Annotated in this window: 11 protein-coding genes and 1 pseudogene; all 12 read left to right on the top strand. The window is 51.6% G+C overall.

Features of this window, described 5'->3' with window-relative positions; genetic code table 11:
• The first annotated feature begins 102 nt into the window (after positions 1-102).
• A complete protein-coding gene (locus IEW63_RS06085; RefSeq protein ID WP_188635721.1) occupies positions 103-1,503 on the top strand; it encodes an MBL fold metallo-hydrolase RNA specificity domain-containing protein in 1,401 nt (466 codons plus the stop codon).
• A 158-nt stretch (positions 1,504-1,661) separates the two neighbouring features.
• Positions 1,662-2,168 carry a transcription/translation regulatory transformer protein RfaH gene (gene rfaH, locus IEW63_RS06080; protein ID WP_188635720.1) on the top strand — a complete coding sequence of 169 codons (507 nt, stop codon included), beginning with the start codon at positions 1,662-1,664 and terminating at the stop codon, positions 2,166-2,168.
• A gap of 149 nt (positions 2,169-2,317) precedes the next feature.
• Positions 2,318-4,147 carry a glutamine--fructose-6-phosphate transaminase (isomerizing) gene (gene glmS, locus IEW63_RS06075; RefSeq protein ID WP_188635719.1) on the top strand — a complete coding sequence of 610 codons (1,830 nt, stop codon included), beginning with the start codon at positions 2,318-2,320 and terminating at the stop codon, positions 4,145-4,147.
• Between the two features lie 50 nt (positions 4,148-4,197).
• Positions 4,198-5,515 (top strand): annotated as a pseudogene (gene wbpA, locus IEW63_RS06070) (UDP-N-acetyl-D-glucosamine 6-dehydrogenase).
• 28 nt (positions 5,516-5,543) lie between these two features.
• Complete coding sequence (locus IEW63_RS06065; protein ID WP_188635718.1) at positions 5,544-6,494, top strand: Gfo/Idh/MocA family protein; 951 nt, start codon at positions 5,544-5,546, stop codon at positions 6,492-6,494.
• On the top strand, positions 6,487-7,077 hold the full coding sequence (gene wbpD, locus IEW63_RS06060) for a UDP-2-acetamido-3-amino-2,3-dideoxy-D-glucuronate N-acetyltransferase (protein WP_188635717.1): 591 nt from the start codon (positions 6,487-6,489) through the stop codon (positions 7,075-7,077). The genes IEW63_RS06065 and wbpD overlap by 8 nt, the downstream gene beginning before the upstream one ends.
• Positions 7,074-8,186: a DegT/DnrJ/EryC1/StrS family aminotransferase gene (locus IEW63_RS06055; RefSeq protein ID WP_188635716.1), complete on the top strand. Its 1,113-nt coding sequence runs from the start codon at positions 7,074-7,076 to the stop codon at positions 8,184-8,186. The genes wbpD and IEW63_RS06055 overlap by 4 nt, the downstream gene beginning before the upstream one ends.
• 45 nt (positions 8,187-8,231) lie before the next feature.
• Positions 8,232-9,665 (top strand): lipopolysaccharide biosynthesis protein, encoded by a 1,434-nt coding sequence (locus IEW63_RS06050; RefSeq protein WP_188635715.1) that lies wholly within the window; start codon positions 8,232-8,234, stop codon positions 9,663-9,665.
• The gene (locus IEW63_RS06045) at positions 9,665-11,248 is read left to right on the top strand and encodes an asparagine synthase-related protein (protein ID WP_188635714.1); all 1,584 of its coding nucleotides are present in this window, start codon (positions 9,665-9,667) and stop codon (positions 11,246-11,248) included. The genes IEW63_RS06050 and IEW63_RS06045 overlap by 1 nt, the downstream gene beginning before the upstream one ends.
• Positions 11,249-11,296: 48 nt before the next feature.
• Entirely contained in the window at positions 11,297-12,523 is a 1,227-nt protein-coding gene (locus IEW63_RS06040) for a hypothetical protein (RefSeq protein ID WP_188635713.1), read from the top strand.
• Entirely contained in the window at positions 12,513-13,631 is a 1,119-nt protein-coding gene (locus tag IEW63_RS06035; RefSeq protein ID WP_188635712.1) for a glycosyltransferase family 4 protein, read from the top strand. The genes IEW63_RS06040 and IEW63_RS06035 overlap by 11 nt, the downstream gene beginning before the upstream one ends.
• 2 nt (positions 13,632-13,633) lie before the next feature.
• On the top strand, positions 13,634-14,599 hold a 966-nt coding region (gene wecB, locus IEW63_RS06030), incomplete at its 3' end, for a non-hydrolyzing UDP-N-acetylglucosamine 2-epimerase (RefSeq protein ID WP_188635711.1).

Here is a 14,599-nt window from a genome sequence, read left to right as displayed (position 1 = left end):
GCCCCTTTGACGCTCATATTGCGTACTCGTTCACTGCGCCTCGCTTGAATACATAGCACAATCAAAACAGACCCACCGGAAACTTTCGTCCAAGGCGCCGAAATGAACTATCCCTACATCGAACATCACGGCGCCGTCAATGGCGTAACCGGCTCATGCCACCAGCTGCACCTGACGCCGGAAGCGAGCGTTCTTATAGACTGCGGACTGTTTCAGGGTGATGAATCCTCCAGCCGGGGCAGGGGCGCCGGGGACCTGAGCATCGAGTTCCCGCTGGGCTCCATCAGGGCGCTCATTCTCACCCATGTGCATATCGATCACGTCGGCCGGCTGCCGTGGTTGATCGGTGCCGGGTTCAAGGGCCCGGTGTATTGCACCGAGCCGTCGGCCCTGCTGTTGCCCACGGTGCTGGAAGATGCCTTCCTGCTCGGCATCCAGCGCGACCAGCAGCAGGCCGAACGCTTCATCCAGCTGGTGGAGCCCATGCTGCAGGGCAAGACCTACCGGGAGTGGGTGAAGGTAGTCGACACGCCGGAGGTACAACTGAAGATCCGCTTTCAGCGCGCCGGGCATATCCTCGGCTCCGCGTGGGTGGAGTGTGATGTGCTGTATCCCGAAGAGGGCCGGCGCCGCCGCATCATCTTTTCCGGTGACCTGGGCGCACCCCACGCACCCATCCTGCCGCCCCCGGACATTCCCTATTCGGCGGATGTCGTGGTGCTGGAAAGCACCTACGGCGACCGCCTGCATGAGGACCGCCGCACCCGCCGCCGGCGCTTCCAGACGGCGCTGGAGCAGGCGCTGTCGGATGGCGGCACGGTATTGATCCCGGCGTTCAGTATCGGCCGCACCCAGGAGCTGCTCTACGAGCTGGAAGAGATCATCAACGGGGGCAAGGGCGACTGGCAGCAGATGCCGGTAATTCTGGATGCACCCCTGGCCACCCGCTTCACTGCGTTGTATCGGCAGCTCAAACCCTACTGGGCGAAGGAAGCGCTCAAGCGCGTCGCCAGCGGCCGCAGGCCCCTCGGGTTTGATCAGTTGCTTACCGTCAACACCCATGCCCAGCATCTGGCCATGGTCAACCGCCTGGCCAGCACCCGCCAGCCGGCCATCGTCATTACCGGCAACGGCATGTGCACGGCGGGCAGGGTGGTCAACTACCTCAAAGCCATGCTGGAGGACCCGCGCCACAACGTGCTCTTTACCGGCTACCAGGCGCGTGGCACCACCGGCCGGGCCATCCAGCAATATGGGCCGGCCGGCGGGTATGTGGATATTGAAGGCCAACGCCTGGATATCCGCGCCGGCGTGACCACCCTGGGCGGCTACTCCGCCCACGCGGACCAGGCAGGCTTGGTGAACTTCATCACACGCATGCGGCACCCGCCGGAAGAGGTGCGCCTGATACACGGAGAGGAGGGGGCAAAGCAAGCCCTGGCACTGGCATTACGCCAGAAAATGCAACCTGGTTCGCGCCCTTGTGAAATTCTTATTCCCTGAAAGCCCAACGATAGAACAAATGGACTATTGGTAAGTCTCAAGCTCGGCTGTATGGTTTATGAGAGCGTATCTCATACAGCGGACTTATCGGAATTAACTGATAGCCAAGTAATATCGTTGCCCGCGAGGGCCGCGAGTTAAAAGGATGCGGATTCATCGTGTTGGACACATCAAGAACTGCGAAATGGTATCTGGTTCAATGCAAACCCCGGCAGGAAATCCGGGCCGAAGAGAACCTGCGCAACCAGTTCTTCTCCTGTTATTGCCCCCTGCACACCGTAGAAAAGATCCGCCAGGGCAAACGCGTTGTCACACAACAGCCATTATTCCCGGGGTATCTTTTCATCAACCTGTGCCGGCTGAGCGACAGCTGGCACAGCATACGCTCAACCCGCGGGGTGCTGCGCCTCATCACCTTCGCCAATGAGCCACTGCCGGTACCCGATGCCATCATCGACGACCTGCAGGCCCGGCTTTCCAAGGCAGGCAACAAGCCATTATTCAAGACAGGATCGCCGGTAACGTTAATCGAAGGCCCCTTCAAGGATCTGAATGCGGTTTTCTGTAAGGCAGATGGTGAAGAAAGGGCAATAGTGCTACTTGATTTGCTTAACCGCCAACAGCAACTAAGCGTCCCACTTAGGGCGCTCTCCGCGTCTGGCTGAACATTTCCGACAACCCGCGGTCTTATAGCCGCCAAGGCGTCACAAAGTTGGCGTCATAAACTCGTTATTGCTAGTCCTCAGGAAGCAGACAGTAAATCCTGGGGCGGTAGCGTGCCTGAACGCAAAACAAAACAAGCAGGAACACCTCCATGTGCGGAATAGTAGGCGCCATCTCCAAACGCAACATCACCCCCATCCTCATCGAAGGCCTCCGCCGCCTTGAATACCGCGGCTACGACTCCGCCGGCGTCGCCGTACTGGCCTCCGGCAACGGCATCAAACGTACCCGCGCCGTGGGCAAGGTCATCGAACTGGAAAACGCCCTGGAAAAGGAGCCCGTCCACGGCCACCTGGGCATCGCCCACACCCGCTGGGCCACCCACGGCAAACCCGCCGAACGCAACGCACACCCCCATCTCTCCGAACGCCTGGCCATCGTCCACAACGGCATCATCGAAAACCACAGCGCACTGCGCAAGAAGCTCACCGACCTCGGCTACACCTTCACCTCGGAAACCGACACCGAAGTGGTCGCCCACCTGCTGGCCCACCACTACAAGGAAAAGCCCAACCTGCTCTGCGCCTTCCGTTCCACCCTGAGAGAACTGCACGGCGCCTATGCCCTGGGCGTGATCCACCAGGGCGAGCCCAACACACTCTACTGCGCCCGCATGGGCAGCCCCCTCGTCATCGGCGAAGCCAGCGAAGAGCAGTTCATCGCCTCCGACCCACTGGCCCTGTTGCAGGTCACCGATCAGTTCATCTATCTGGAAGAAGGCGACCACGCCCGCCTGACCGTCGAAAGCCGCGAAATATGGAACCAGCGCAACGAATCGGTCGAGTACCCCGTGCTGCGCTACGAACACGCCGCCCACAGCATGGACAAGGGCGAATACCGCCATTACATGCTCAAGGAGATCTACGAACAGCCCGCCGCCATCGCCAACACACTGGACGGCACCCTGGCCGAAGATCACGTTCTGACCGCCGCCCTGGGCCCGGAAGCGGAAACCCACCTGGCGGATATCAGGAACATCCATATCGTTGCCTGCGGCACCAGCTACCATGCCGGTCTGGTTGCCCGGTACTGGATTGAAGAGCAGGCCGGCCTGCCATGTCAGGTGGAGGTAGCCAGTGAATACCGCTACCGCACAGTAGCCGTACCGCCCAACACCCTGCTTATAACCATCTCCCAGTCCGGCGAAACCGCCGACACACTCGCCGCGCTGCGCCATGCCAAGCAGCAGGGCTACCTGGCCAGCCTGGCCATCTGCAACGTGGCCGGCAGCTCGCTGGTACGCGAAGCGGACTGGCGCCTGCTGACCAAAGCCGGCCCGGAGATCGGCGTAGCCTCCACCAAGGCCTTCACCACCCAGCTGGTTGCACTGCTGTGGTTGACCACCGCGCTGGCCCAGGCCAACCACCGCGCCCCTGAAATGATCAGCGCCAACGTCCGCGCCCTGCGTGGCCTGCCGCGCCTGGTGGAAAAGGTCCTGCACCTGGACCAGCACATCGAAGCGCTCGCCGCCACCTTCACCAACAAGCAGCACGCCCTGTTCCTGGGCCGCGGCCCCCATTACCCCATCGCCATGGAAGGGGCGCTCAAACTCAAGGAAATCTCCTACATCCACGCAGAAGCCTACGCAGCCGGTGAGCTCAAGCACGGCCCGCTGGCCCTGGTGGACGAAAACATGCCCGTAGTAAGTGTCGCCCCCAGCGACAGCCTGCTGGAAAAGCTCAAGTCCAACCTGCAGGAAGTCAGCGCCCGCGGTGGCCAGCTGATCAACTTCGTCTGTGAGAGGGCAGAGCTGGATAACGGTGACGGTATTACGCACCTGAGCATGCCGTGGGTATATGAAAGCGTCTCGCCGATTGTCTACACCATCCCGTTACAACTGCTCAGCTATCACGTGGCATTGGTAAAAGGCACCGACGTAGACAAGCCCAGAAACCTGGCTAAATCCGTCACCGTCGAATAAAGCTTTTACGCACCATCCAACAACCACCCAACTGAAAATCAGGTCTCGATATGACTGCAAATACGCAACAAACAACCGTCCAGAAGCTCAAGCAAAAGGAAGCGCTGATTGGCGTCGTAGGCCTGGGATACGTAGGACTTCCGTTGATGCTTCGCTACAACGCCATCGGCTTTCGCGTTCTGGGGATTGATATTGACGAGAGCAAGGTAAGCAAGCTGAATGCGGGGAAAAGCTATATCGAGCATATTCCTGCCGAAAAGATAGCGGCCGCACGAGAAAGCGGGTTCGAAGCAACGACCAATTTCAGCCGCATCAGCGAGTGTGATTCGGTGATTCTCTGCGTTCCGACACCGCTGAACAAATATCGCGAGCCGGACATGAGCTTCGTGATCAACACCACGGACGCGCTCAAACCGTATCTGCGGGCGGGGCAGGTGGTCTCTCTGGAAAGTACTACCTATCCGGGCACTACCGAAGAAGAGCTGCTGCCGCGAGTGGAGGAGGGTGGTCTGGTAGTGGGCAAGGATATCTTCCTCGTGTACTCGCCCGAGCGGGAAGACCCAGGCAACCCCGACTTCGAGACCCGCACCATTCCAAAGGTGATCGGCGGCCATACTCCTGCCTGTTTGGAAGTCGGTGAGGCGCTGTACGAGCAAGCCATCGACCAGGTCGTGCCGGTAAGCTCTACCAAGGCTGCAGAGATGACAAAGCTGTTGGAGAACATCCACCGCGCCGTGAATATCGGGTTGGTCAACGAGATGAAAGTCGTGGCGGACCGCATGGGAATTGACATTTTCGAAGTGGTAGATGCCGCCGCCACCAAGCCGTTTGGTTTCACTCCCTACTACCCTGGCCCGGGCTTGGGCGGCCATTGCATACCGATAGACCCCTTCTACCTCACCTGGAAGGCACGCGAGTATGGCTTGCACACTCGCTTTATCGAGCTGTCCGGCGAAGTGAACCGCGCCATGCCAGCTTACGTACTCAGCAAGCTGATGGATGGTCTCAATGACAGCGGCAAGTCTCTTAAGGGTAGCCGCGTTTTGGTACTGGGCATCGCTTACAAGAAAAACGTCGATGATATGCGGGAATCGCCTTCCGTAGAGTTGATGGAGCTCATTGAGGCCAAAGGTGCCGTCGTCGCTTACAGCGACCCGCACGTGCCGGTATTCCCCAAAATGCGCGAGCACCATTTCGAGCTTAGCAGTGAGCCGATGACAGCAGAAAACATTGCCAGCTTCGATGCAGTGGTGCTGGCCACCGACCATGACAAGTTTGATTACGAACTGATCAAACAGCACGCACGGGTATTGGTGGACAGCAGGGGGCAAATATCGCGCACCGGCAGAAAATATCATCAAGGCTTGAAGCCACACAGTAGACGTTAAGGACAAAAATGAAGAATTTCGCGTTGATTGGTGCCGCCGGTTACATCGCGCCGCGCCATCTGAAAGCTATCAAGGAAACTGGAAACAATCTTGTAGTCGCCGTGGATGTTAATGACTCCGTCGGCATTATGGACAGTCACTTCCCGGAAGCAGAGTTCTTCACTGAATTCGAGGAGTTCTCCGGTTTCGTCGAAGATCTGAAGCAAAGCGGCCATAAGCTCGATTACGTTGCAATCTGTTCTCCGAACTACCTCCATTTGCCGCACATGAAGTTCGCTTTGCAAAACGGCATCGACGTGATCTGCGAAAAACCTTTGGTGCTAAATACCGCAGATCTGGATGCTCTCACCCGCTACGAGAATGAGTACGGGGCAAAAGTCAACTCGATACTTCAGCTCCGCCTACATCCTTCCATTATCGCCCTGCGGGAAAAAGTGCAGGCCGCTCCGGCAGATAAAGTCTTTGACGTAGACCTGACGTACCTGACCTCTCGCGGAAAGTGGTACCTGAAATCATGGAAGGGTTTTGATGAGAAGTCCGGCGGCGTTGCGACCAATATCGGTGTGCATTTTTACGACATGTTGCACTTCATCTTCGGCAAGATTACGCACAACGAAGTGCACTACCGCGATGAGAAAACCTCGTCAGGCTTCCTGAAATATGAGCGGGCTAATGTCCGCTGGTTTCTGTCCATCGACGCTAACCACCTCCCTGAAAATGCCGTCCAGGGAGAAAAGCTCACCTACCGCAGCATCGATATCGAAGGCGAAGAGCTTGAGTTTTCCGGTGGGTTCACTGATCTGCACACTCAGAGCTATGAGCGCATCCTCGCGGGCCAGGGCTACGGCGTAGAAGATAACCGTGCGGCCATCGAAACCGTGGATGTCATGCGCAAAGCCGAGATCGTGCGCAACCCCGAAAATCCACATCCTCTGCTTCAGAAGGTGCTGCATGGCTGATTTCTACCAACATTCCAGCGCGATTGTTGATGAAGGAGCGCAGATAGGTGAGGGCTCTCGCGTCTGGCATTTCGTACACGTATGCGCTGGCGCACGTATCGGAAAGGGCGTTTCGTTGGGGCAGAACGTTTTCGTGGGCAACAAAGTGATCATCGGCGACCAATGCAAAGTTCAGAACAACGTGTCTGTCTACGACAACGTGACGCTGGAGGACGGTGTGTTCTGCGGACCGAGCATGGTATTCACCAACGTTTATAACCCTCGCTCTCTGATTGAGCGCAAGGATCAGTACCGCGACACGTTGGTGAAGAGAGGTGCAACCCTGGGCGCTAACTGCACGATAGTGTGCGGAGTCACCATAGGTGAGTACGCCTTCGTGGGGGCAGGAGCAGTAGTTAACAAAGACGTACCTGCTTATGCACTGATGGTCGGCGTGCCCGCACGGCAGATCGGCTGGATGAGTGAATACGGTGAGCAGCTTGAGCTGCCCGTGCGGGGTGCAGGGCGGGCGATCTGTTCCCATACCGGGGCCAGCTACGTATTGGATGGGGATCTTCTGACTAAAGTGGAAGCGCAGCAATGATTGAGTTTATCGACCTGAAAGCCCAGCAAGCCCGTATCAAGGACAAGATCGATGCTGGTATACAGCGTGTCTTGGCCCATGGCCAATATATCCTAGGCCCTGAGGTGGCAGAGCTGGAAGAAAAGCTGGCGGACTACGTTGGCGCCAAATATTGCATCACCTGCGCTAATGGTACGGATGCGCTACAGATCGCGCAAATGGCTCTTGGTATAGGGCCTGGGGACGAAGTCATCACCCCCGGCTTCACATATATAGCGACCGCAGAGACTGTCGCGCTTCTCGGAGCGAAGCCGGTCTATGTCGACATTGACCCGCGGACCTACAATCTGGATCCGGCGCTACTTGAACAAGCTATTACACCCCGTACCAAGGCAATTATTCCGGTGTCGTTATATGGGCAATGTGCTGATTACGATGCGATAAATGCGATTGCTGATAAATATAAGATACCCGTCATTGAGGATGCAGCGCAGAGCTTTGGTGCCACTTATAAAGGCAGGCGGTCGTGTAACTTAACGACCATTGCGTGTACGAGCTTCTTTCCGAGTAAGCCGCTGGGCTGTTACGGTGACGGCGGGGCAGTTTTTACTAATGATGATGAGTTGGCTAAAATTATTCGTCAGATTGCACGTCACGGTCAGGATCGGCGCTATCATCATATTCGAGTAGGTGTAAACAGCAGGCTTGATACAATTCAAGCGGCTATATTATTGTTAAAGTTGGATATTTTTGAAGACGAAATACATTTACGACAAAAAGTGGCTTCGCTATACAATAAGTTTTTCAGAAATAGAGAGGTCGGCGAGCTTCCTTGTATAGAGAGCTATAATAGCTCTGTATATGCTCAATATACTGTTAAAGTGGCAGGGCGTGACGCTTGGCAGTTGAGGATGAAAGATGCAGGAATCCCCACGGCGGTTCACTATCCCATACCACTCAACCGACAGCCCGCAGTGGGAGACGAGAATAGCACATTGTCTGTAGGTGACAGAGTTTGCAACGAAGTTCTAAGCCTACCTATGCATCCATATCTAACGCAGGAGGACGTTAGTAAAGTCGTGAGTGTCTTTGATGGGCTGTCAGTGGCAGGTTTAAGGTTTAAGGTTTAAGGTTCAATAAATTATAGTTCCGTAATGGCTAGCATAGGAAAAAAAATGAAACTTGGCCTTAAGAACAAGGCGAAGCCGAAATCTAAGTTTGTGCGGGGCGTGAGCGTGCTGGTGGGGGGGACAACCATCGCCCAATTGCTAATGGTAGTCATTTCTCCACTCCTAACACGTATTTATAGTCCAGAAGATTTTGGGATGCTGGCGATATATGCTGCGTTATTATCTATTGCGGCCGTAATTTCAGGTATGCGCTATGAGTTGGCTATTCCGCTGCCTGAAAGTGCACAGGAGGCCGTAAGTGTATTGGTACTTACTATAATATGTGTGCTGGGAACTACTGCTGTTTCGGCGGTCGCCGTATGGTTAGCAAGCGACCTTATGGCGGACATAATGGGTGTGCCACAGCTAGCTAGCCTATTATGGTTGTTACCTTTAGGCATTCTTTTGCAGGGAATGTTTAAAGTTTTTAACTATTGGGCAATAAGGGAGAAACAATATCCTGATATTGCTCGGGCTAAGATTTTTCAATCAGTGGTTATGCTGTTAGTACAAGTGTTGGGATACAAGGCAGGAGGAGTTTCATTGCTGGCCGGCCACGCCATAGGGCAAGGCTTCGGTAGCGCGAAGTTAGCCAGGTCGGCTCTACGCCGCCCGGAGTTCAAGCGATGGCGCTGGAAAGAAGTCAGGTTAGCCGCAGTGCGATACCGAAAATTTCCTTTGTTCTCTACTTGGGAAGGATTCTTTAACACCACGGGTAGCCAATTACCCCCGCTATTCTTTGCAGCATTATTTGGCGCAGGGGCAGCGGGGATCTATGCTCTCGCACACCGAGTCATTGCCACGCCGATCTCAATTCTAGGGCAAGCTGTGGCAAACGTTTTTTTCTCCAGCGCTGCAGAAGCGCATCGGGAAGGCAAACTGGGTGCTTTGGTACACTCTATTCATTATAAACTTGCACAGATTGCTATGCCTCCTGCTGTAGCGTTAATGATAACGGCTCCTGAAGTGTTCTCTGTTATTTTTGGCGAACAATGGCGCGAGGCAGGGCATGTCGCACGTTGGATGACACCGTGGTTATACCTCGTTTTTATCACCTCGCCGTTAAGTACGCTTTTCGCCGTGATGGAAAAGCAACAGCACGGGATGCTGTTTCAAGTTGTTATGTTGATTTCTCGAATGGCCGCGATCGCAGCCGGCGCATGGTGTGACAACCTGCTAGCTGCGGTTATCTATTTCTCATTAGCCAGTGCGCTATGTTGGACGGGATTCTTATTATGGATCGCACATAACACCGGGCACACCTACCGTATGGTCACTACCCCAGCGGCGCGCGCGGCTATTATCTCTTTTTTAACCACGTCACCTTTATGGCTGGCGCTGCCCTTTAAAAATAACGAAGTTGTATGGGGTGCGTCTCTGACCCTCAGCGCTTGTTTTATATTAACCCATTACTGGCGATTATTTCGAAAGGTATATTAATGGATAAAATAGCGACATATTTTCGCTCGCCAAAGTGGTCTAGCACGGTGAGCTCCCTGAATGAGCGGCGGTGGCAATGCGGAACAATATTGAGGGTAAATGCAAAGTTTGAAGATGCGTGGTCTCTCGAAGATTTAGCAAGCGCATTGAAGACTCAGAATGGTTTTTTTGCTTTAGTTAAAAGCCGGTCAGGTAAATTGCTGGCTGCAGTAGATCACATTAGGAGTATACCCATATTTTATGGGGAAGAAGGAAATGTCTTTTATTTGTCGGACGATGCGGACTGGGTGAGGCGAAAAGTAAATGATAGAGAGATGGACGCTCTTGCTAAGGAGGAGTTTCAAGCTATCGGTTATGTAACCGGGGCCAGCACTTTATTTCGAAAGGTTAAGCAGTTGCAAGCTGGCGAGTGCCTTGAAGTAACCAGCGATGGTAACGACTTAAAAGTATTAACCAAGAGATTCTTTCGTTTTTTACACGTTGAACCAAATTCATATAATGAAGATGAACTCGAGCAAGGATTAGATGCTGCTACCGTCAGAGCGGTAAAAGGATTGATAGAATACGCAGCTGGTCGTCAGATTGTGGTTCCGCTAAGTGGGGGGTATGATTCCCGTTTAATTGCGAGTACGTTGAGAAGGCTAGGCTATGAAAACATACTTAGTTTCTCGTACGGGGTGCATGGCAATAACGAAGCAAAATACGCTGAGAAAGTAGCCTCTGCATTAGGGATCGACTGGCATTTTATAGAATATAACAACCAAATGTGGGAGGAAGTTTGGCAGCTTCAAGAGTTTTGGGATTATCAACGCTGGGGCTCAGGTTGGGCCAGCTACGCACATATCCAAGATTGGCCTGCCGTACGTGAATTGAAGCGACGAAGCATCGTTCAAGCGGACTGTGTTTTTGCTCCAGGACACTGCTGCGTTACCGGCCTTCTTCCTCAAAGCGTATTTGAGCAAGAACGATTAACCTCTGAGGAATATGCTGAAAGTTTGATGCGTGTCCATTATAAGATTGCACCTGCCTCCCTAGCGACCCAGAACAATAGCGGTCAACCAAGCTATATAACAAGGCATCTTCCGGCGGATGCAGTACTTGATTGCCATCGGTTTGCTAGCATGTTCAGTGAGTTCGGGTGGTCGGAGCGCCAAGCAAAGTATATATGTAATTCTGTGAGGGTTTATGAGTATTTCGATTTCGATTGGTGGTTGCCCTTATGGGATATGGATTTCTCTATGTTTTGGAAAAATATACCATTAAAGCTCAGAGAAAATAGGGCGTTCTATAAGTCATATGTTAAAGCTTGTTATAACAAGGAGGGCAGCATTTCGGGTGAACAGCTCGGTAATGCTGGCGAAAATTTAGCTCTGTACGCGAAACAGTATCTATCTAGTAGCCTTCTGTTTAAAAAAGCTTACGTTTACCTAAGGTCCAGATTTGCACGATATAGTCATCCTATGGCGTTTTATGGGCAATATAACACGGGGGAGCATAAAGTCCTCATGGAGAGAGGCTATACAGTGATGGGGCTAGGCGCTTATGATTTTTTAAAAATGGCCGAGAATGAAATGGATAAATAAACATTTAACACAAAACTAAATATCAATTAGATGAGCGTGGCTATAAAGATGTTGAATCCAGCCTCATGTGTTAATGTAGGGCATAGGCGCCCAGTTCCAGTTGAAGTCCTATCTGCTATTATATTATTACTGCTATTTCCTGGGTTTTACCTTTACCACCAAGGTGTGGCGGCTGGGCACATCCCTGGATTTCTTGGCGGCTTTTTTTCGCCAGTATGTTTGCTTGCTTTGATTGCTTATATTCCATTTTATAAAGGAGTCGTTAAACGCGCCATTTGCGTGATGCCGTCTTATAGTTGTTGCATATTGTTTTTTTTGGTATGGGCAACCGCTGTAGCTTTGATCACAAGATGGTTTTACCCAGAGTATTATATGCAAGAAGCGTTGATGCAATATTTGAACATAGCAATGCTTTGGGTTGCTCTAATGGCCTTGGGTTCGACTTTAGATTTAGAAATAATTTGGTTCAGGCGCTGTTTATGGGTGTCTGGTGTTGTGATAGTGTTCATGCTTATAGCATATGTTATTAGTACGGGAAGTCTCCTTTTTTATGCTGCCAGCTTTTATGATGCTGAAGAAGGAGTAGCCAGTTACCAAGGATTTGCACGCAGTGCGTTAATCCTATGCTTCGCCCTATTAGCTATTAGTACTTCAATAACTCAGCAAGTGCTCGTGACTATAGGAAGTGTTTTTGTTTTATTTGTGCTTTCCGCAAGGAGCGAGTTTGCGGCTGTCATATTTAGTATGACGATGCTTTATATGGTGCGTTCAAAGAGCGAGCCAAAAAAGTTGGCTGTGGTGGGATTGGCTGTTGCCGCGTTATCAGTTTTGATCGCAAATTTTTCTGGCCATATGTTGCAGTCAAGGCAGGCCAATATACTAAATTTAGGATCGGATAATTCGTGGACAGCACGCCAGGATCTTAAGGAAGAAGCTTGGGCGAGGATTGAGCGATCTCCGATCCTAGGCCAATTTGGAGGGCACTTTGAGAGTGGCGGGGCGGGTAGCGGCCCACATAATATCATAAGCGTGTGGGATAGTTTTGGCTTGGTTGGTTTCGTTCTGTTTTTGCTATTAGCACTTATACCTGCGGCAGACGCGGTTAGGCAGTCTGTAAAGTATAAATATTTTAATTCGTATCAAACATTCTATTTTCTGGTCTCGATCTCTGTTGGGCTGCTTTTATTAACTGCAAAATCACATTTATGGCCGGTCACTGCGTTGGCTTGGGGGCTATGTGTTTCTGGAAAGAGGATGACGAGAAATGCAAGGTAATAAAACATCCGTAGCGCATTTGACTAGTGTCCATTCTCGTTACGATGCTCGTATTTTGTTAAAGGAGTGTCGGTCTCTTGCTAAGTCAAAATATAATGTAACGTTAGTTGTGGCAGATGGGAAAGGAGATGAGCTTAAGGACGGTGTGCTAATTACATCGGTGCCAAACCAGCATGGTCGCATAAGCCGCCTACTGCTCTCCCCGTGGCAGGTTTATAAAAAAGCGTTAGAGGTTAACGCCGACATTTATCATTTACACGATCCAGAGTTATTACCTATAGGACTTAAGCTGAAGCGAGAAGGGAAGATTGTGATATTTGACGCGCATGAGGATTTTCCTCTTCAGTTGCTGAATAAGCATTACGCTAATAAGTGGGTCCTAAAGTTACTTTCGTTCTTTGCGCAACGCTTTGAAGTATATGCTTGTTCTAGGTTGGACGGTATCGTCGCTGCAACCCCGGCGATTGCCCATAAATTTAGCAGTATCAATCGGAACACTGTCTCGGTTAATAATTACCCGGTTTTAGATGAGGTTGTTTCGACCAAAGCAAGAGCGGAGGTGTCACGGTCTTTTTGCTATGTTGGTGGTATTGGTATTAAGCGCGGAATATTGGAGGCTATGCAGGCCCTCAATTATTGCCCAGACGACACCAAGCTTATTTTGGCCGGGAGCTGTACATCCAAAGATCTTCAACTGAAGATTTCTCAGATGCCAGAGTGGGAGCAAGTCGAATATGTGGGGTATCTTGATCGAGACGGTGTGTGTGACGTGTATAGAAGGTCGGTTGCTGGATTAGTCGCGCTTCATCCTATTCAGAATTATTTAGAGGCCTTGCCCGTAAAAATGTTTGAGTACATGGGGGCTGGGTTGCCGGTAATAGCTTCCAATATTCCTTTATGGGTTGATATCGTTGAGAAAGAAAGGTGTGGTTTCTGTGTCGACCCGTATAGCCCTGAGGAAATAGCTAAGGCAGTTAGCTTTTTTATCTCGAACCCAACCGAAGCCAGAGCGATGGGCGAAAAGGGCAGGAAGGCGGTTCTCAGTAAATACAATTGGGGACTTGAGGAAGAAAAACTGATTGATTTTTATAGGAAGACTTGGAGTTAAGAATGAAGCTTCTCACAATTATTGGAGCGAGGCCTCAGTTTGTAAAGGCCGGTGTTGTCTCGCGCGAAATTAAGAAAATAGATTCATTTCAAGAGGTCGTTGTTCACACTGGGCAACATTTTGACAAGAATATGTCTGATGTGTTTTTCGATCAGCTGGGCATTCCAGTGCCAAATTATCAGCTCAATATAAATGGCGGGCCTCATGGTGCTATGACTGGACGCATGATGGAGTCGATTGAAGAAATTATTTTGCGCGAGGATCCTGATCGAGTAATGGTCTATGGCGACACAAACTCTACCTTGGCTGGAGCGCTGGTAGCTGCAAAGTGCAATATTCCGGTGGCTCATGTGGAAGCTGGGCTTCGTAGTTTTAATATGGCGATGCCTGAAGAAGTAAATCGTATTTTAACTGATCAGCTTAGTGATGTGTTGCTGTGCCCGACAGATGCCGCGGTGTCAAATCTAAATATGGAAGGCTTTGATCGTAAACCAGTTGATGTCCACAAGGTTGGGGATGTGATGCAAGACTCAGCTATCATGTTTTCTGAGTATGCGGTGCCTCCTCAAAGCATGGGTAGGGAGAGGGCTGGGTTTATATTGGCCACCTTGCATAGGGCAGAGAACACCGATTCGCCTTCGAGGTTGCGAAGCATCGTCGAGGCACTGAATAACCTACATAGAGAAGTGGCAGAAGTAATTTTGCCGCTTCATCCTAGGACTAAAGCGGCATTAAAGTCTCAGGGCTTGGACCTCCAAGTGTCGCTGATTGAACCGGTTGGCTATTTTGAAATGTTGTGGTTACTTAAAAGTTGCGATTTAGTGCTGACAGATAGCGGTGGAGTTCAGAAGGAGGCATATTTCTTTAACAAAGCATGCGTAACTATGCGTGATGAGACCGAGTGGGTGGAGTTGATAGAGGTTAACGCAAACGTTTTAATCGGGGCAGATGGGGATAAAATAAAAGAG

This window comes from Halopseudomonas pertucinogena (assembly GCF_014646575.1).
GTDB lineage: Bacteria > Pseudomonadota > Gammaproteobacteria > Pseudomonadales > Pseudomonadaceae > Halopseudomonas > Halopseudomonas pertucinogena.
This window is presented reverse-complemented; position numbering and strand designations above follow the sequence as displayed.

Coding starts and splice junctions, on each gene's coding strand:
- wbpD (WP_188635717.1), top strand. CDS start 6,487: ATGGCTGATTTCTACCAACATTCCAGCGCGATTGTTGATGAAGGAGCG.
- IEW63_RS06085 (WP_188635721.1), top strand. CDS start 103: ATGAACTATCCCTACATCGAACATCACGGCGCCGTCAATGGCGTAACC.
- glmS (WP_188635719.1), top strand. CDS start 2,318: ATGTGCGGAATAGTAGGCGCCATCTCCAAACGCAACATCACCCCCATC.
- IEW63_RS06055 (WP_188635716.1), top strand. CDS start 7,074: ATGATTGAGTTTATCGACCTGAAAGCCCAGCAAGCCCGTATCAAGGAC.
- IEW63_RS06035 (WP_188635712.1), top strand. CDS start 12,513: ATGCAAGGTAATAAAACATCCGTAGCGCATTTGACTAGTGTCCATTCT.
- IEW63_RS06065 (WP_188635718.1), top strand. CDS start 5,544: ATGAAGAATTTCGCGTTGATTGGTGCCGCCGGTTACATCGCGCCGCGC.
- IEW63_RS06050 (WP_188635715.1), top strand. CDS start 8,232: ATGAAACTTGGCCTTAAGAACAAGGCGAAGCCGAAATCTAAGTTTGTG.
- IEW63_RS06045 (WP_188635714.1), top strand. CDS start 9,665: ATGGATAAAATAGCGACATATTTTCGCTCGCCAAAGTGGTCTAGCACG.
- IEW63_RS06040 (WP_188635713.1), top strand. CDS start 11,297: ATGTTGAATCCAGCCTCATGTGTTAATGTAGGGCATAGGCGCCCAGTT.